At 75.7% G+C, this 18,015-nt stretch carries 14 protein-coding genes; 2 read left to right on the plus strand and 12 right to left on the minus strand.

Annotation, left to right across the window (positions count from 1 at the left end):
- Positions 1 to 7: 7 nt before the first annotated feature.
- Entirely contained in the window at positions 8 to 883 is an 876-nt protein-coding gene (ftsY, locus tag ITJ44_RS02505) for a signal recognition particle-docking protein FtsY (protein ID WP_194633195.1), read from the minus strand.
- A gap of 20 nt (positions 884 to 903) precedes the next feature.
- Positions 904 to 4,674 carry an AAA family ATPase gene (locus tag ITJ44_RS02510; protein WP_194633196.1) on the minus strand — a complete coding sequence of 1,257 codons (3,771 nt, stop codon included), beginning with the start codon at positions 4,672 to 4,674 and terminating at the stop codon, positions 904 to 906.
- Between the two features lie 153 nt (positions 4,675 to 4,827).
- Here ITJ44_RS02510 and ITJ44_RS02515 point away from each other — a divergent pair, with 153 nt between their 5' ends.
- Positions 4,828 to 5,946 (plus strand): GNAT family N-acetyltransferase, encoded by a 1,119-nt coding sequence (locus tag ITJ44_RS02515; RefSeq protein ID WP_194633197.1) that lies wholly within the window; start codon positions 4,828 to 4,830, stop codon positions 5,944 to 5,946.
- A gap of 11 nt (positions 5,947 to 5,957) precedes the next feature.
- Here the strand turns inward: ITJ44_RS02515 and mutM are convergent, their stop codons facing one another.
- The 9 genes from mutM to ITJ44_RS02560 are packed head-to-tail and all read right to left on the minus strand — an operon-like array spanning position 5,958 to position 16,003.
- On the minus strand, positions 5,958 to 6,893 hold the full coding sequence (mutM, locus tag ITJ44_RS02520; protein WP_194633198.1) for a bifunctional DNA-formamidopyrimidine glycosylase/DNA-(apurinic or apyrimidinic site) lyase: 936 nt from the start codon (positions 6,891 to 6,893) through the stop codon (positions 5,958 to 5,960).
- A 6-nt stretch (positions 6,894 to 6,899) separates the two neighbouring features.
- Positions 6,900 to 7,616 carry a ribonuclease III gene (rnc, locus tag ITJ44_RS02525; RefSeq protein WP_194633199.1) on the minus strand — a complete coding sequence of 239 codons (717 nt, stop codon included), beginning with the start codon at positions 7,614 to 7,616 and terminating at the stop codon, positions 6,900 to 6,902.
- A gap of 25 nt (positions 7,617 to 7,641) precedes the next feature.
- Positions 7,642 to 7,845, minus strand: coding sequence for a 50S ribosomal protein L32 (rpmF, locus tag ITJ44_RS02530; protein WP_012298174.1), 204 nt, complete (start codon positions 7,843 to 7,845; stop codon positions 7,642 to 7,644).
- 2 nt (positions 7,846 to 7,847) lie between these two features.
- Positions 7,848 to 8,420, minus strand: a complete 573-nt coding sequence (locus tag ITJ44_RS02535; protein WP_194633200.1) for a DUF177 domain-containing protein — start codon at positions 8,418 to 8,420, stop codon at positions 7,848 to 7,850.
- Positions 8,421 to 8,439: 19 nt separating this feature from the next.
- The gene (gene coaD, locus ITJ44_RS02540; protein ID WP_194633201.1) at positions 8,440 to 8,931 is read right to left on the minus strand and encodes a pantetheine-phosphate adenylyltransferase; all 492 of its coding nucleotides are present in this window, start codon (positions 8,929 to 8,931) and stop codon (positions 8,440 to 8,442) included.
- A 26-nt stretch (positions 8,932 to 8,957) separates the two neighbouring features.
- A complete protein-coding gene (locus ITJ44_RS02545) occupies positions 8,958 to 11,147 on the minus strand; it encodes an ATP-dependent DNA helicase RecG (RefSeq protein WP_194633202.1) in 2,190 nt (729 codons plus the stop codon).
- Positions 11,144 to 13,699, minus strand: a complete 2,556-nt coding sequence (locus ITJ44_RS02550) for a DUF3488 and transglutaminase-like domain-containing protein (protein ID WP_194633203.1) — start codon at positions 13,697 to 13,699, stop codon at positions 11,144 to 11,146. Before ITJ44_RS02550 ends, ITJ44_RS02545 begins: the two co-directional genes overlap by 4 nt.
- A complete protein-coding gene (locus ITJ44_RS02555) occupies positions 13,696 to 15,024 on the minus strand; it encodes a DUF58 domain-containing protein (protein WP_370551602.1) in 1,329 nt (442 codons plus the stop codon). The genes ITJ44_RS02550 and ITJ44_RS02555 overlap by 4 nt, the downstream gene beginning before the upstream one ends.
- 4 nt (positions 15,025 to 15,028) lie before the next feature.
- Positions 15,029 to 16,003: a MoxR family ATPase gene (locus ITJ44_RS02560; RefSeq protein ID WP_194634023.1), complete on the minus strand. Its 975-nt coding sequence runs from the start codon at positions 16,001 to 16,003 to the stop codon at positions 15,029 to 15,031.
- A 263-nt stretch (positions 16,004 to 16,266) separates the two neighbouring features.
- Between ITJ44_RS02560 and ITJ44_RS02565 the strand changes: the two genes are divergently transcribed.
- Positions 16,267 to 16,914 carry an RsmD family RNA methyltransferase gene (locus ITJ44_RS02565; protein WP_370551603.1) on the plus strand — a complete coding sequence of 216 codons (648 nt, stop codon included), beginning with the start codon at positions 16,267 to 16,269 and terminating at the stop codon, positions 16,912 to 16,914.
- Here the strand turns inward: ITJ44_RS02565 and ITJ44_RS02570 are convergent.
- A complete protein-coding gene (locus ITJ44_RS02570) occupies positions 16,911 to 17,996 on the minus strand; it encodes a thiamine-phosphate kinase (RefSeq protein WP_194633204.1) in 1,086 nt (361 codons plus the stop codon). The two genes, ITJ44_RS02565 and ITJ44_RS02570, sit on opposite strands and share 4 nt — an antisense overlap.
- Between the last annotated feature and the right edge of the window lie 19 nt (positions 17,997 to 18,015).

Raw genomic sequence — 18,015 nt, forward strand, 5'->3', positions numbered from 1 at the left:
TCGGAGGTCAGCCGACGAGGTTCTGCGCGAAGACGTGGGGCGTGAAGCCCGTGAGGTCGCCGATCCCCTCGCCCTGGCCGATGAGCTTGATCGGGATGCCGGTGCGCTCCTGCACGTTGAGGATGAAGCCGCCCTTCGCGGATCCGTCGAGCTTCGTGATGACGAGGCCCGTGACGCCGCCGTGCTCGATGAACGCCTGCGCCTGCGCGAGCCCGTTCTGGCCGGTCGTCGCGTCGAGGACGAGCAGCACCTCCGCGATGGGCGACTGCTTCTCGACCACGCGGCGGATCTTGGACAGCTCGTCCATGAGGCCGCCCTTGGTGTGCAGGCGGCCGGCGGTGTCGATGATGACCATCTCCGTGCCGGTGCGCATCGCGTGCTCGACGGTCTGGAAGGCGACGCTCGCGGGATCCTGACCGGGCTGCTGGGGGCGCACGATGTCGGCGCCGGCGCGCTCGGCCCAGGTCGCGAGCTGGTCCACGGCGGCCGCGCGGAACGTGTCGGCCGCGCCCACCACGACCGTGCGGCCGTAGTTGCGGAGGAACTTCGCGAACTTGCCGATGGTGGTGGTCTTGCCGACGCCGTTGACGCCGACCACGAGGATCACGGCGGGGCGGGCGCTGAGCTTCAGCGTCGGGTCGTGCTTGGCCAGGCGCTCCTCGATGCTCTCGCGGAGCATGCGCTGGAGGTCGCGCGGATCGGTCGTGCGGTAGCGCTCGACCTTCTCGCGGAGGTCGTCGATGGTCGCCTCGGTGACGTCGGGGCCGAAGTCCGCGGTGATGAGCGCGGTCTCCAGGTCGTCCCACGTGGTCTCGTCGATCGTCGGCTTCGCGAACATCCCGCGGAGCGCGCCGGAGAGGGACCAGGGGGTGCGGGCTGCCATGTGCCCAGCGTAGCCGCGGGTCAGGAGGCGGCCTGCTCCTCGCGGGCGGGCGCGGGCGCGCTGTCGGCCGCCGCGTCGGTGGCCGCGTCGGTGACCGGGTCGGTGGCGGGGTCGGCGTCGGGTCGGGCGTCGCGGGTCACGCGCTGGCCGACGACCGCGCTCACGCCGTCCTGCCGCATCGAGACGCCGTAGAGCGCGTCCGCGATCTCCATCGTGCGCTTCTGGTGCGTGATGACGATGAGCTGCGACGTGTCCCGGAGCTGCTCGAGGATCGTGAGCAGGCGGCCGAGGTTGGCGTCGTCGAGGGCCGCCTCGACCTCGTCCATGATGTAGAACGGGCTCGGCCGGGCCGTGAAGATCGCGATGAGCAGAGCCACCGCGGCCAGCGACCGCTCCCCGCCGGACAGCAGCGACAGGCGCTCGATGCGCTTGCCGGCGGGGCGGACGCTCACCTCGATGCCGGTCGTGAGCAGCTGCTCGGGATCCGTGAGGTGGATGCTGCCCGTACCGCCCGGGAAGAGGATCGGGAAGACGCGGTCGAAGGCCGCCCGGGTGTCCTCGAACGCGGCCGCGAACACGCCCTGCATGGTGCGGTCGATGTCGTCGATGATCGTGAGCAGGTCCTTGCGCGTGGCCGTGAGGTCGGCCAGCTGCTCGGTGAGGAAGAGGTGGCGCTGCTCGAGCGCGGCGAACTCCTCGAGGGCGAGCGGGTTGACGCGGCCGAGCTGCGCGAGCTTCCGCTCGGCGACCTGGAGCCTGGCGCGCTGCTCCTCGCGGTCGAAGGGGCGGGTGGGGACGGGCGGGGCGTCGTCGTCCCCGTCGTCGTCCGCCGCGCCTGCCTCGGACGGGACGCTGCGCTCGGGATCCACGTGGGCGTCCACCGGCCCCGCGCCGTCGGCGGTCTGGTCTTCGGCGTCCGGGTCCACAGCGTCCCGGTCCACGGCGTCCGCCTGCGGGCGCTGCCGCGGCGGCAGCGGCGCCTCCTCGGGGACGGGCACGTCGGGTCCGTACTCGGCGACGAGCACCTCCTCCCCCAGGCCGAGCTCGCTCGCGGCGCGCTCGAGGAGCTGGGAGACCTGGAGGCGCTTCTCGTAGATCTGCAGCTCCAGTCCGTGCACGTCCTCGGTGATGCCGTGCAGGCGCGTGCGCAGCTCGGCCTCCTCGCGGCGGAGCGCCACCAGCTCGGCGTTGCGGCCGGCCCGGGCCTCCTCCGCCCGGGCGAGCACGAGCCGCGCCTCCGCGGTGCTCCGATCGGCGGCACGGACCACGGCGGGCAGGGCGTCGGCGACGGACGCGGCACGGGCGATCTGGCGGCGGCGGATCACCTGGCGACGGGCGGCCTCCTCGGCGGCGGCGCGCTCCGCGGCGAGGCGGCGTTCGAGCGCCACAGTGCGCTCCTGCTCCGCCCGCACCCGCTCGCGCGCGGTCTCGACCTGCAGGCGGGCCTCGATCTCGGCCTCGCGCGCGGCCTCCCACTCGGCGACGAGCGCGTCGCGGCCGCTCGCGTCGAGCACGGGTCGCGGCCGGGAGCGCGCCTCGTCGAGCGCGCGGCGCGCGGCGTCGGACGCGGCGACGGCCTCGTCGACGGACGCGCTCGCGAGGTCGAGGCCGCGCTGCACGCGCGCGAGCTCGGCGGCGGCGGACTCCGCCTGGGCGCGCGAGCGGCTCAGGCGCTCGGCGTGGGCGGCGAGGCGCGCGTCGGCCTCGCGGAGGCCCCCGAGCGCGGCGGACGCGCGTTCCCGGGCGGCGCGGAGGCGCTCCCGGCCGGCCGCGAGATCCACCTGGAGGTCGTCGATGCGGGCGCGGACGCCGGTCAGGGTCGTCGCGGCGGCCTCGCGGGCCGCGACGAGCTCGAGCTTGGAGCGCGTGGCGCCGGATCCGCCCCGCAGCACGTGCGGCGACACGACCTCCCCCGCGCGGGTGATCGCCGTGGCGGGCGCGTCCGGTCCGCCGACGAGGGCGACGGCGTGCGCGAGGTCGTCGACGACGACGACGTCCGCCAGGATCCGCCGCACGCCGTCGGGTGCGTCGACCACGGAGGCCGCGGGGACGGCCCCGGCGGCCGGTGCTGCCGCGACGGGCACGTCGGCGGAACCGGCGACGACCACCTCGACGCGCCCCAGGTCGTCGTCGACCGCGCGCCGGAGGGCCGCGACGGCGTCGTCGTGCGACTCGGCGAGCACGGCGTCGGCGAGCGATCCGAGGGCGGCGGCGACGGCCGCCTCGTAGCCGGGCTGCACGTGCACGTGCTCGGCGAGGAGGCCGCGGATGCCGGGCAGGCCCGCGGCGACGAGGTCGCTGGATCCGTCGCGCTGGTCGAGCGCGCTCGCGAGGGCCTGCTCGCGCGCGGCCAGGGCGTCGCGCTCGCGCTCCTTGGCGTGCAGCTCCTCGCGCACGGCCTCGATGGCCGACTCCTCGCTCGCGACGTCGGCCTGGGCGTCCTCGTAGGCGCGGGTCAGCTCGGATCCGCCCTGCTCGTCGGCCTCGCCCTCCGCCTCGCCGCGCTCCCGCTCGGCCTCCGCGGCCGCCAGCCGGGCGCGCGCCGCGTCGAGCGCGTTCTGCTGGCGGAGGACCTCGCCGCGGACGGCCGCGAGCCGGGATCCCGCGGTCTCCGCGCGACCGGTGAGCCCGGCGATCTCGAGGTCGTGACGGGAGACGAGCGCGCTCTGGGCCTGGATCTCCTCGTCGAGGGCGTCGAGCGCCTGCCGGGCCGCCGCGGTCGCCTGGCGCGCGGACGCCCAGCCCGCCTCCGCCTCGGCGATGAGCGCGACCAGCCGGGCCGCCTCGTCGCGGGACTCCTGCACGTGCGCGGGGCTCGTGCCCGCCGCCGTCTCCGGCGCGTCGTCGGCGGATCCGAGGAGCGCGAGCCGCTGCTGCGCGAGCGAGAGCAGGTTCCGCAGCCGCTCCTGCACCTGCTCGAGCGCGAAGGCCGTGCGGCGGGCGCCGTCGACCTCGTCCCCCTCCTGCTCCTCGACGATGCGCTCCGAGCGGATGACCGCCCGGTCGAGCTTCTCCTGCAGCACCATGCGCTCGGTGGTGCGCTCCTCCTCGGTGCGCGTGTGCTCCGCGAGCGCGCGCCGGAGGGTCACGACGTCGTCGGCCACGAGCCGCGCGCGGGCGTCGCGGACCACGGCCGCCACGGTCTGGGCCTGGCGCGCGACCTCCGCCTGGCGCCCGAGCGGCTTCAGCTGGCGCCGGATCTCCCCCGCGAGGTCGTTGAGCCGCGTGAGGTTCGCCTGCATCCCCTCGAGCTTGCGGAGGGTGCGCTCCTTGCGACGCCGGTGCTTGAGGATCCCCGAGGCCTCCTCGATGAAGCCGCGCCGCTCCTCGGGTGTCGCGCGGAGCACGTTGTCGAGGCGACCCTGGCCGACGATGACGTGCATCTCGCGGCCGAGCCCCGAGTCGCTGAGGAGCTCCTGCACGTCGAGCAGCCGGCAGGACGTGCCGTTGATCGCGTACTCGCTGCCGCCGTTGCGGAAGAGCGTGCGGCGGATCGCGACCTCGGTGTAGTCGATGGGCAGCGCGCCGTCGGCGTTGTCGATCGTGAGCGTGACCTCGGCGCGGCCGAGCGGCCCGCGCGTGGAGGTGCCGGCGAAGATGACGTCCTCCATCTTGCCGCCGCGGAGGGTCTTGGCTCCCTGCTCGCCCATGACCCAGGCGAGGGCGTCGACGACGTTCGACTTGCCGGATCCGTTCGGCCCGACGACGCAGGTCACCCCGGTCTCGAACTGGAACGTGGTCGGCTGCGCGAACGATTTGAACCCCTTGAGGGTCAGGCTCTTCAGGTGCACGCCCGCCGCCCTCCTCGCGTGATGGTCTCGTTCACGGTACCGGACGCGCGGGCGGGCACCGGGAGCCGCGCGGGCGGCCGGGGACCGCGCGGCCGCCGCTAGCGTGGGAGGGCGCGAGCCGGTCCCGTCGGCGCGCCGACGAGGGAGCCGACCATGCCGCACGCCGACGACGTCCGCCCCTTCGCCGTGGAGGAGGTCCGCCCGCCCGCCGCGGTCGGCGCGGAGGGGTGGGAGGACTTCGCGGCCCTCACCGACGTCGTCAACCGGGCGCAGTCGCACGACCTCGGGCACGACGCGTTCATCTGGCTGCCGCAGGAGCTGATCGCCGACTACGCCGACGTCGCGCACGTGCGGAAGCGCCTCTTCGCCGCGCGCGTGGACGGCCGGATCGTCGGCCGCGGGCTCCTCTCCACGTGGCTCAACGACCCGACGACCTCGGACGTCGCCGTCTCCGTGCTCCCCGAGCACCGCCGAGGCGGGATCGGACGGGCGCTCCGGGAGCGCCTGGAGCGGATCGCCGTGGACGCGGGCTGCCGGACGCTCATGGGCTTCACCATGCACCGCGCGGAGGCGAACGGCTCACCCATCCCCTCGCCCACGGGCATCGGCGCGGTCGGCGCGGACGACCCGTCCGCCCGGTTCGTCGTCGACGCCGGCTACCGGCTCGGCCAGACCGCGCGGACGAGCTCCCTCGACACGGTCGCCACGGCCCCGACGCTGGCCACCCACCTCGCCGATGCGCGCCGCGCCGCCGGCGACGACTACCGCGTCCTCTCCTGGGTCGACGCGACGCCCGGTCACCTGCTCGACGACCTCGCCGTCCTGCACACGCGCATGTCGACCGACACCCCGCAGGGCGACCTCCCGCAGGCGGAGGACCCGTGGGACGCCGACCGGATCCGCGCGGCCGAGGTACGCCGCGCGTCCGCGGGCCGCACGGGCCTCACCACCGCGGTCCTGCACGTGCCGACGGGCCGGCTCGTGGGCTTCACGGAGATCGCCGTCTCCCCCAGCGGCCGGCGCTCCGACGGCCACGCGTACACGTACCAGCAGGACACGCTCGTGCTGGCCGAGCACCGGGGTCACCGCCTCGGCATGCTCCTCAAGGCCGAGAACCTGGGTCTGCTGGCGCGCGAGGCGCCCGAGGTCGACCGCGTCGTCACCTGGAACGCCGACGAGAACCGGCCCATGCTCGCGGTCAACGAGGCGCTCGGCTTCCGGCACGTCGGCACGAGCGGGAGCTGGCTGCGGGAGGTCGGACCGGCGCGCTGAGCACTCCCGGATCAGGCGACGGCGGCGTCCGGATCCGGCAGCGCCTGGCAGCGCGGGCACAGGTGCGAGCCGCGGTTCATGAAGGCCTCGCGCACGATCGCCGTGCCGCAACGCGGGCACGGCTTCCCCTGCTGCCCGTAGGCGTTGAGCGAGTGCGAGAAGTAGCCGGACGCGCCGTTGACGTTCACGTACTGCGCGTCGAAGCTCGTGCCGCCCTCGGCCAGCGCCCGGGCGAGCACGGTCCGCACCTCGGCGAGCAGCCGCAGGGCGCGTCCGCGGCCGAGCGCGTCGGTGGGGTGCGCGTAGTGGATCCGCGCCGCCCACAGCGCCTCGTCGGCGTAGATGTTGCCGATGCCGCTCACGAGCGTCTGGTCGAGCAGCGCGCGCTTGATCCCCGTGCGCCGCCGGCCGAGGCGCGCGAGCAGCTCCTCGTCGTCGAAGGCCGGGTCGAGCGGATCGCGCGCGATGTGGGCGACCTGCGTCGGCACGAGCGCCGCGGCGGATCCGCGTCCGCCCGCGCGCCCGTCCGGCGTCGCCACGAGGCGGTCGACGGCCATCGACCCGAAGATCCGCTGGTCGACGAAGGCGACCACGAGCTCGCCGTGCACCGCATGCTCGATGCCCAGGCGGATCCGCAGCAGGCCGTCCGGATCGGAGCCGGGCTCGCGGAGCAGCACCTGCCCGCTCATGCCGAGATGCGTGACGAGGGCGCGGGGTCCGGTGGCGTCGCGCGCGGCGTCGGGCTCGAGCGGCAGCCACAGGAACTTCCCCCGGCGGACCGCGGACGTGATCACGCGGCCGACCAGCAGGTCGACGAAGGCGCCCTCGAGCGGGTCGTGCCGCTTGAGCGACCGGGCGTCGAGGATCTCGACGCCCGTGACGCGCGCGCCGGCGACCGCGGGCTCGAGGCCGGCGCGGACGACCTCGACCTCGGGGAGCTCGGGCACCGCGGGTCAGGCCGTGGTGCGCGCCTCGAGGCGCGTCCACGCCTCGAGCGCGGCCGTCATCTCGGCCTGCTTCTTGCTGGATCCCTCGCCCGTGGTGCGCACGGCGTCGCCCACCGTGACGACGGCGTGGAAGCGCTTGCTGTGGTCGGGTCCGCTGTCGCTCACGTCGTAGACGGGGGTCGGCAGGCCCTGGCGCGCGGCGCTCTCCTGGAGCGCGGTCTTCGGGTCCATCGCGGCGCCGAAGCGCGCGGGATCCTCGAGCAGCGGCGCGATGAGGCGCAGCACCAGCCCGGTGGCGGCCTCTCCCCCGGCGTCGAGGTAGGAGGCGCCGATGATGGCCTCGACCGTGTCGGCGAGGATCGACGACTTGGCGCGACCGCCCGTGAGCTCCTCGCCACGGCCGAGGAGGAGGTGCTCGCCCAGCCCGATGCGGGTGGCGACCTCCGCGAGGGCGACGCTGGAGACGAGGCTGGCGCGCCGCTTGGCGAGCTCGCCCTCGTCGAGGTCGGGGTTCTCGAGGTAGAGCATGACCGTCACGGCCTGCCCGAGGATGGAGTCGCCGAGGAACTCGAGGCGCTCGTTGTGCGGGATGCCGCCGTGCTCGTACGCGTACGAGCGGTGGGTGAGCGCGAGCTCGAGGAGCTCGGGGCTCACGTCCACGGCGAGGAGGCGCCGGAGCGCGTCGCGGTCGCCGTGGACGCGGGATCCCGTGGTGTCGGTCATGTCCGACGTGCTGTGCGGGTCGCGACTAGACGTCGGCGACCTTGCGGCCCTTGTACTCCATGTACAGGGGCGTGCCGGCGGCGTCCTCGATCACGCGCGCACGGTGCGGCATGGAGTAGACGACCTTGCCGTTCTCGATGGTCTTGACGAGCGTGGGAGCCTCGGCCTTCCACTGCGAGCGACGCGCGCGCGTGTTGGATCGGGACATCTTCCTCTTGGGTACAGCCATGGCTAACTCTCATCTCTCTGCGTTTCGGTGTCGGCGTCTTCACGCGCCGCACCGCTGTCTTCGGAAGCTCGGAAGCCGGACAGGGCTGCCCAGCGCTGATCGATCACGGGCTCCGGGTCGGAGTCCGCCAGGACCAGGCTGATGCCGGGACCCAGATCGAGATCGAGGTCCTCGCCCGGCACTTCGGGCTGGAACGGCAGTGAAAGGACCACCGCATCCCGGATGACCGGCTCCAGGTCCACGTGCTCGTCCTGGACCTGGTAGTCGAAAGCTTCATCAAGACTGTACGCGAATAGCTCCGCGAAATCGACTCGGACACGCTCCTGCATGTCGGCGAGGGTGCGCGCCGACTGCCCGTCGGCCACGGTGTCGACCTCGCCGGTGGCCAGGATCCCGTCGTGCAGGGACTCCAGGCGCACGGTGACGCGCATCTCCCGACCGGCGGGGACGGCGATGAGGCCCTCCCCCATGTGCTCGGGGGTGACGATGGTCAGGTCGAGCTCGCGCATCTCCCCGGGGCGGTGCACGATGTCGTGGACGTGGACCGTGAATGGGGTCTTCTGGAACCTGGACACCCGTAGATCCTACGGGTCGTCAGCCGGCGCGCCGGACGGCCAGCGCCTCCGCGACCGCCGCCGGCACGTACGGCGCGACGTCGCCGCCGAGCGCCTCGACCTGGCGCACGAGCGAGCTGGAGACGTGGGCGTGCGCGGGATCCGGCAGCAGCAGCACGGTCTCCACGTCGGCCAGGTCGCGGTTGACGAGCGCCATGGGCGTCTCGTACGTCACGTCGAGCTGCGAGCGGACGCCCTTGACGAGCACGGTCGCGCCCACCTGCTGGCAGTAGTCGACGAGGAGGCCGGCGCCCCAGGAGTCGACGCGGACGCTGGCGGGCAGGCCTTCGTCGCGGATCACGCGCTCGATGAGGGCCACGCGCTCCGCGAGCGGCAGCATGGGCGTCTTGCCGGGGTTGTGCACGACCAGGACGACGAGCTCGTCGTACAGCCGGGCTGCCCGGCGGATCACGTCGAGGTGCCCGAGCGTGACGGGGTCGAACGATCCGGGGACGACGGCGATCCGCTGCATCCCTCCAGCCTAGGGCCGGGCCGTGGTCAGTTCTTGTCGAGGAAGGCGCGCTCCTCGTCGTCGAGCCGGCGGGCGAGCGCGCGGGCGAGCGCCGGGTGGCCCTGGAGGTCGGGCGACGCCTCGAGCACGTCGTGGGCGTGCTCGCGCGCGGACTCGATGAGGTCGCCGTCCTGGGCGACCCGCAGCAGGCGGAGGGAGGAGCGGCCGCCGGACTGGTTCGTGCCGAGCACGTTGCCCTCGCGGCGGAGCTCCAGGTCGACGCGCGCCAGCTCGAAGCCGTCGAGGGTGGCGGCCACGGCGTCCACCCGCTCGCGCGCGACCGTCTCGGGCTCGGCGTGCGTGACCATGAGGCAGAGGCCCGGCACGCCGCCGCGCCCCACGCGACCGCGCAGCTGGTGCAGCTGCGAGACGCCGAAGCGGTCGGCGTCGAGGATCACCATGGTCGACGCGTTCGGCACGTCGACGCCCACCTCGATGACGGTGGTGGCGACGATCAGGTCGATGTCGCCCGCGGAGAACGCGCGCATGACGCGGTCCTTCTCCTCACCCGTCATGCGGCCGTGCAGGACGGCGCGGCGGACGGATCCCAGGCGCGGGTGCGTCGCGAGGAGCGCGTCGACGTCGGTGACGGTCGCGATGGGCGGGCGCGCGGCCTCCGCGGCGTCGCCGTCCGCATCCTCGGCGTCCGCGTCCTCGGCGTCCGGGTCCTGCGGGTCGATGGCCGAGCAGACCACGAACGCCTGCCGGCCCTTCTGGATCTCCTCCGCCGTCCGTGTCCACACCCGCTCGATCCAGCCGGGGTGCTCGGTGAGCGGCACCACGAACGACTCGATGGGCTGGCGCCCGCTCGGCAGCTCGGCGATGGTGGAGACGTCGAGGTCGCCGAACACCGTCATCGCGACCGTGCGCGGGATGGGCGTGGCCGTGAGCACGAGGACGTGCGGCGGGGTGCCGCCCTTGCGCCGGAGCGCCTCGCGCTGGTCCACCCCGAAGCGATGCTGCTCGTCCACCACCACGAGGCCGAGGTCGAGGAACTCGACGCGGTCGCCGAGGAGCGCGTGCGTGCCGACGACGATGCGCGCCTGGCCGCTGACGATGCGCAGCAGGGCGCGCTTCCGCTCGGCGGTCGAGAGCTGGCCGGTGAGGAGGGTCGGCATCAGCTCCGCCGCGAGGTCGGGGCCGAGCGACGCCGTGAGCGAGCGGAGGTGCTGGCTCGCGAGCACCTCGGTGGGCGCGAGGAGCGCGGACTGGCCGCCGGAGTCGGCGACGGCGAGCATCGCCCGGAGCGCCACCAGGGTCTTGCCCGAGCCGACCTCGCCCTGCACGAGCCGGTTCATGGGCCAGGTGCGCGCCATGTCGGTCGCGATCTCCTCGCCCACGAGCCGCTGGTCGCCCGTGAGCTCGAACGGCAGCTGGGCGTCCAGGCGGTCGAGGCGGCCGCCCGGGGTCGGGATCCGCGGCGTGGCGGGCAGGGCGCGCGCCGCCTGCCGCCGCTGCAGCAGCGCGGTCTGGAGGACGAACGCCTCCTGGAAGCGGAGCGCGTCGCGGCCGCGCCGCCAGTCGACGTCCTTCTCGGGGCGGTGCACGCCCTCGAGCGCCTCGCGGTACGGGAGGAGGCCGCGCTCGGCGCGGACGTCGGCGGGGACGGGATCCTCCAGGTCGTCGACCGCGTCGAGCGCCAGCTCGACGGACTTCGCGACCTGCCAGCTCGCCATCGAGGCAGTGGCCGGGTAGATGGGGATGGGCATCTCGGCCCAGCGGCGCGCGGCCGCGTCGGGCTCGCCGCCGGAGAGCTCCGGCCCCTCGTGCGCGTCGAAGAGCTCGTAGTCGGGGTGGGCGAGCTGGAGGGCGCCGCGGTAGTCGCTGACCTTGCCCGCGAAGATCCCGCGGACGCCCGGCACGAGGTCCTTCGCGCGCCAGGCCTGGTTGAAGAAGGTGAGGGTGAGGAAGCCGCGGCCGTCGGTGATCCGCACCTCGAGGATGCTGCCGCGCCGGGCGCGCATGGGGCGCTCGCGGACCTCGCGCACCTCGGCGACGATGGTGGCCTGCTGGTCGACGGGCAGCTCGGCGAGGGCCGTGAGCTCGCCGCGGCGGGCGTAGCGGCGCGGGAGGTGCTCGAGGAGGTCGGCGACCGTGCGCAGGCCGAAGGCCTTCTGCAGCACCCCCGCGGTGCGGCCGCCCACGACGCCCGCGAGCGCGGCGTCGGATCCGGTCATCCTCCGAGTGTACGAGGGGCGTCCGACGCGGGCGGGCCGTCGGGGGGCCCGGCCGGGGGCGCGCCCGCCGTCGGGTCGTCGGATCCCGCGTCGGACCGCGGGCGGCGGCGGACGAGCGAGCGCGGGGCGACGAGGGCGAGGATCCGGTCGGCGCGGCCCGCGCGGGCGCGGAGGGCGTCGCCGAGCGCGACGAGCGCGGCCGCCTGCGCGGCACCGGCCGCGGCGTCGACCGGCACGTCGGCGCGGGCGAAGCGCTCCCGCTCGCGGGCGCCGACCAGGAGGGCGACCGGATCGACCAGCGACGCGTCGTCGCCCCGGAGGCGCCGCCCGAGCTCGCGCGGCGACTCGGTGTCCGGCACGCGGATCCCCAGGTCGACCGACACGTCCTCGACCTCGCGCCAGGCCGTGCCCGCCGGGGCGCCGCCCGCCTCGAGCGCGCGGAGGCGGCCGGCGCGACGGGCGCGACGCAGGAGCGCGGGCGCGGCGAGGAGGGCGAGCACGAGGACGACCAGGGCGGCCGTGCCGAGGGCCGCCCACGGGATCCGGACGCCCGAGGCGCCGCTCGCGCCGGGCGCCGCGGAGGTCGTGGGGGCGGGCGTCGTGGTCGGGGTGGCCTCGGTCGGCGCGCTCGGCGTCGCCGACGGCGTGGGCGCGGTGGTCGGCGCGGCCGACGGCTGGGCGTAGGGCGCGGCCTGTCCGCGACCGGGCGTGGGCTCGAACGCGATCCAGCCGATGCCGGAGAAGTACAGCTCCGGCCAGGAGTGCAGGTCGTGGGATCCGACGCGGTAGGTGATGAGGTCGCCGTCGCGCCCGATCTGATCGCCCGGGAGGTAGCCGACGGCCACGCGCGACGGGATGCCGGCCTCGCGCGCCATGATCGCCATGGCCGACGCGAAGTGCACGCAGTAGCCCGACCGCACGCGGAGGAACTCCCCCACCACGTCGACGCCGCTGCCGTCGTAGCCCTGCTGGACGGGCGCGTCCTCCGAGTAGCGGAACTGCCCGCCCGTGAAGAACTGCTGGAGCGCGAGCGCCTGGTCGTAGGGCGTGTCGATGCCGGCGAGCACGTCGGCGGTGGTCGAGGCGACGATGGCCGGGGTGCCGCTGGGGATCTGGAGGAACGGCGCGAGGTCGTCGTCGGTCATGGGGGCGACCCGCTCCAGCTGCGCGCGATCCGGGCGCGGCAGCTCGCTCGTGACGGTGTAGCTCTGGTCGCGGCTGTCGGAGTCCGAGGACCGGATCGCGAGGCCCTGCTCCGACCAGCGCCACGAGCCGTCGAGCCCGGTGACGCTGCGCGGCGCGTACGGCGCGGGCAGCCAGGCGCTCGAGGAGCCCTCGACCTGCACGCGCGCCTCGACCTCCTCGGCCGGCACGTCGGATCCGGCGCCGAGGTCGGGGCCGATGTCGTCGACGGTGTTCCCGTCCGGCGGGCGCAGCGGCGACGGCGCCCACTCGTCGCCCTCGAAGCGCGAGAGCGTGGTGACCTTGAAGTAGAGGGGCGTGAGGGACGTGGTCGAGTAGCGGAGGGCCTCGACGTCGACGGGGCGGCGGAGGTCGTCGCCGAGGTCGAGGATCGGGTTGACGATGCGCGAGCCGCCGGGGCCGGAGCCGGACGCGGTCGGGAACGTCGCCGAGGTGAGGCCGGGGACGATCGCCGGGGCCACGAGGGACAGGATGACCGCGCCGCCCGCGAGCGCACCCGCGGAGACGAGCGTCGTGCGCGCGGATCCTGCCGGGCGTCCGGGCGAGGAGCGGCGCGGGGCGGGCGGCGGGGCGGCGCGCGATCCGCCGAGGAGGCCGGATCCTCGCCAGCCGCCCTCGCGGTCGGTCTCGCGCGCGTCGGCGGCGAGCACCGCGAACCACGCGAGCGCCGTGACGGCGAAGGACGCGACGGAGAACTCCCCCACGAGCACCGCGCCGGGGACGGAGACGAGCACGAGGAGCGGGAGCCCGGTGACGGCGGGCAGCCGGAGCGCGTGCGCGAGCACGTCGAGCACGACCGCGAGCGCCCCGATCGAGGCCACGATCACGAACACGATGGAGGCGAGCGGGGGCACGGGCGCCGACCGCCGGTAGATCTCCTCCCCGGCCTGCCCGCCGACGGCGAGGAGCGTGCGGATGGTCTCCGGGGTGGGGATCACGCCGAGCACGGCGGTGCGACCCGCGAACACGAGCGTGACGAGGAGGACGAGGACGACGAGCCCGCCGAGCGAGGCGAGCAGGCGCGGCACGCCGAGGGAGCGCAGCAGGGCGGCGGATCCGAGGACGGCCGCGACGACCACGACGGCGAGCAGGAACCAGGCGCCCGGCTCGACGAGGAGATGGAGGCTGGCGGCGCCGGCGAGGAGGGCGACGCCGAGCGCGGCGGTGAGCGGCCAGCGGGCTGCGGCGCGCCCGGCGCCCGGTCCGCCGCCGCGACGACCGGGGCCGGACCCGTCGTCGCGGCCGCGACCGCGTCCTCCTGGTCCGCCGGCGCGCTCCCCCGGCAGCGGGCGCGGCTCGACCGTCCAGCGCTCGCGCCCCCCGAGGCCGACGGCGTCGAGGTCGGTCATCGGGCCATCTCCTCGGCGCGTGCGGCGCGCCACGCGTCGGCGGGGCGCGTGTCGTCGTCGAGGACGACGGTGCGCCAGCCGGACTCGCGGAGGATCCGCACGGCCTCGCGGTCGTCGTGGCCGTCGACGCGGCCCGGGAGCGCGAGGAACGCGACCGCGGGCCGGCAGGCGGCGCCGAAGCCGGCGAGCCGCCGGGCCGCGTCCTCGTCGAGGTGGCCGAGCACCGCGTGGATCGGCACCGCGCGCCGGCTCCGGCGCAGGTCGGCCAGGGCCTCCTCGACGCCATCGCGGTCGGGGTCGACGGCGGCCGGCCGCACCTCGGCGAGGTGGAGGAGGAGGTCGCCCTCCGCGGCCGCGTCGCCGGGGTGGACGGAGACGGGGGCCTGCCGGTCCGACCCGGCGGCCGTCTCCACGAGGTGCACCGCGTACCCGCCGCGCTGCAGGTGCACGCCGACCGAGGCCGCGAACGCCACCGCGCGCTCGAAGGCGCGGGCGCCCTCGCCGTCGTCGTCGGCGTGCTGCGGGAAGCCGTCGGCGCGCGTGTCGAGGAGCACGAGCGAGCGCGGGCTCGACCGCTGCTCCTCCTGCCGCACCATGAGCTCGCCGTGCCGGGCGGTGGCGCGCCAGTGCACGCGGCGGAGCGGATCCCCCGCGCGGTACTCCCGCGTGCCGAGGTCGTCCTCGCCGCCGTCCGCGCGGCGCTGGACCCGCTCGGACTCGCCCTCGGAGGACACCTGGCCGCCGGGCTCGGCCTCGAGGTCCGTGAGGCGCGGCGTCACGACGAGGCGCGAGGTGCGGCCCGCGACGTGCCGCAGTCCCATCAGGCGGAACGGGTCGTGCTCCTCGACGGCGAGCGGGCCCACCTCGTGGATGCCACGGCGCTCGGGCGTGAGGTCGTAGCGGAGGACGGGCCGGGCGGCGGAGCGGCGGGATCCGCGCGCGAGCCCCCGCAGCGACGGCAGCTCGGCCGGCGGCGTGGCGCCGTCGGATCCGGGCACCAGGTCGAGCACCCACGAGCGCGGCGTGGGCATGGTGCCCGCGTTCGCGACGGAGACGGTCACGGTCGTCGCGGTGCCGGACTCGACGACCGCCGACGTGAAGATGCGCTCCACGTGCAGCCGCACCCGCGCGATCACGAGCCAGGCGGCGGCGAGCAGAGGGAGGGCCAGGAGCGCGACCCCGATGAAGACGAACTCGCGCCGCCCCGCGATGAACGCGCCCGCGAACGCGGCCACGCCGGCCGCGAGCAGGGCGATGCCGCGGAGGGTCGGGTGCGGGACGGCCTCGATGCCGATCCGGCGCATCAGGCGCGCGAGGGGCGGCACGGGGTCAGCGCGTCCGTCCGGCGGCGCTCAGGGGCACGGCGGTGGAGGCGACGATGCGCTCGAGGATCTCGACCACGGCGGCCTGGCCCCGACCGCGCTGGCCGAGCGCCCGCCCGGTCGCGACGAGCCGGTGCGCGAGGACGGGCGCCGCGAGGGCGTCGACATCGTCGGGCAGCACGAAGTCGCGCCCGTCGAGCGCCGCCCGCGTCTTCGCGGCGCGGATGAGCTGGAGGGTGGCGCGCGGGCTCGCGCCGAGGCGGATGTCCTCGTGGCCGCGCGTGGCCTGCACGATGGCGACGGTGTAGCGCGAGACCGGATCGGAGACGTACACGCCGCGGGCCGCGTGCATCATGGCGTCGAGGTCCTCCGCGTCGACCACGGGCCGCAGCTCGTCGAGCGGGCTCACGGTGTCGCGCGAGCGAAGCATGGCGAGCTCCGCGGAGGCGTCCGGGTAGCCCATCGAGATGCGGGCCATGAAGCGGTCGCGCTGCGCCTCGGGGAGCGCGTACGTGCCCTCCATCTCGACCGGGTTCTGCGTCGCGACGACCGTGAAGGGCTGCTGCAGCGGATGCGTGACGCCGTCGACCGTGACCTGCCCCTCCTCCATGCACTCCAGGAGCGCCGACTGGGTCTTCGGGCTCGCGCGGTTGATCTCGTCGCCGATGACGATGTTGGCGAACACGGCGCCCGGCTGGAACTCGAAGCGGCGGTCGGCCTGGCTGTAGACGGAGACGCCCGTGACGTCCGAGGGCAGCAGGTCGGGCGTGAACTGGATCCGATTCACCGTGCAGTCGACGCTGCGCGCGAGCGCCTTGGCGAGCATGGTCTTGCCGACGCCCGGCACGTCCTCGATGAGGAGGTGGCCGCCGGAGAGGAACACGGTGAGCGCCATGCGGGTGGCGTCGTGCTTGCCCGACATGACCTGGTCGATGTTGCCGAGGATGAGGTCGGCGAGCCGGCGCACCTCCTCCAGCGGCATGGCGGTCGCGCCGTGGGCGCGGTCCGACGGGCGCGCGGCGGCGCGGATCCGGGCGGGGTGCGGGCCCGATCCGGCGTGCAGGGGAACGGACTCGGACTCGGGACTCGTCACGGAGGTCCTCCAGCGTCGTGGGCGTGTTGGCAGCATACGTCAGCGATCCAGGCGCGTCCGGCCCGCCTCCGGGGGCGGACAGGCCGGGTAGCGTTGTCGCCCGTGCACCCCGCCCCGAACGCCGCCGTCCCGCGCCCCGCCGGAGCCCGCCCGTGACCCGCATCGTCGCCGGGTTCGCCGGCTCGCTGGTCCTCCGCGTGCCCCGGACGGGCACGCGCCCCACGAGCGACCGCGTCCGCGAGGCCCTGTTCTCCGGTCTCGAGGCCCGGGACGCGCTCGACGGCGCGCGCGTCCTCGACCTGTACGCCGGATCCGGGGCCCTCGGCCTCGAGGCGGCCAGCCGCGGCGCGCGCGAGGTCGTCCTCGTGGAGCGCGCGGTGCCGGCCGCGGCCGTGTGCCGGTCGAACGCCGCCATCGTCGAGCGCGCGGCGCCGGGCGGGTCCGTGCCGCGGATCCGGGTGGCCGCGCAGAGCGTACGCGCCTTCCTCGCGGGCGACCGCGGCTCCTACGACGTCGCGTTCCTGGATCCGCCCTACGAGGTCGGCGACGCCGAGCTCGCCGAGGAGCTGGCCGCGCTCGTCCCGCGGCTCGTCGCGGGCGCCGTGGTGATGGTCGAGCGCAGCGCGCGCTCCGCCGAGCCCGCGTGGCCCGCGGGGATCGCGTCCGACCGCCGGAAGGCCTACGGCGACACCGTGGTGTGGTGGGCGGTCGCCGGATCGCCCGACGACGCCGATGCGGGCGACCGCGACGGCGACCGCGACGGCGACGCGTCCGTCGGCCCTCCGCCGGTCGCGTCCTAGCGCGCCCCGTCCCAGTCGGCGTACGGGTCCCAGCCGCCGAGCGGCGTGCGCGGCCCGGCGTACGGCGCGCCGTCGACCGTCACGGCCGGGCCGGCGGGACCCGGGGCGGCGACCACGCCGATCGCGCGGAACGGGTCGGGCAGCGTCGCGCCCGCGGGGAAGGCCGCGACCAGCGCGTGGTCCTCTCCGCCGGTGAGCACGAGGTCGAGCGCCGCCGGCGGCAGCGCCGGGTGCGCGGACGCGACCCGGCGGGCGTCGGCGGCGAGGGCGGCGGACCCGAGGTCGATGCCCACGCCGCTCGCGCGCGCCACGCGGCCGAGGTCGAGGAGGAGGCCGTCGGAGACGTCGAGCATCGCGGTCGCCCCGGCGCGCGCCGCGTCGACGCCCGCCGTCAGCGGAGCGACGGGCGCCAGCTGGGCCTCGACGGCGGCGGGGTGGGATGCCCGGAGCGCCCGGGCGAGCGCGGCGTCGGGGACGGGCTCGCCGCCGGGGCCCGGGCTCCTGGCGTGGTCGAAGAGGAGGCGGACGCCGGCGGCGGCCATGCCGAGCGTGCCGGCCACCGCGATCACGTCCCCCGGACGCGCGCCCGATCGGAGCACCGGCTCGCGCCCCTCGAGATCCCCCGTGGCGGTGACCGTGATCACCAGGGCGTCCGAGACGGAGAGGTCGCCGCCCACGACGCCGCAGCCGGGCGCCTGGAGCAGGCACCCCTCGCGCAGGCCGTCGGCGAGGGCCTCGAGGTCGGCGACGCGCGTGCCAGCGGGTGCCGCGATGGCCACGAGCAGCGCGCTCGGTCGGGCGCCCATGGCGGCCACGTCGGCCAGGTTCGAGGTCGCGGCGCGGCGTCCGAGGTCGTGGGGCGACGACCAGGCGAGGCGGAAGTCGGGGCCCTCGATCATCATGTCGGTCGTGATCACGAACCGGCCGTCGGGCGCCCGCACGACCGCGCAGTCGTCGCCCGGTCCCTCGTCGGCGGCGTCCGACGCGGGCAGGTGCGGGAGGATGCGGGCCAGCGTGGCCAGCTCCCCCGCGCTCCCGAGGGTGGCCGTGTCGGCGGCGGAGGGCGTCCCAGGAGTCGTCACGACTGCCACGGTAGCCTGA

Source organism: Clavibacter sp. VKM Ac-2873 (assembly GCF_015351075.1).
Taxonomy (GTDB): domain Bacteria; phylum Actinomycetota; class Actinomycetes; order Actinomycetales; family Microbacteriaceae; genus Clavibacter.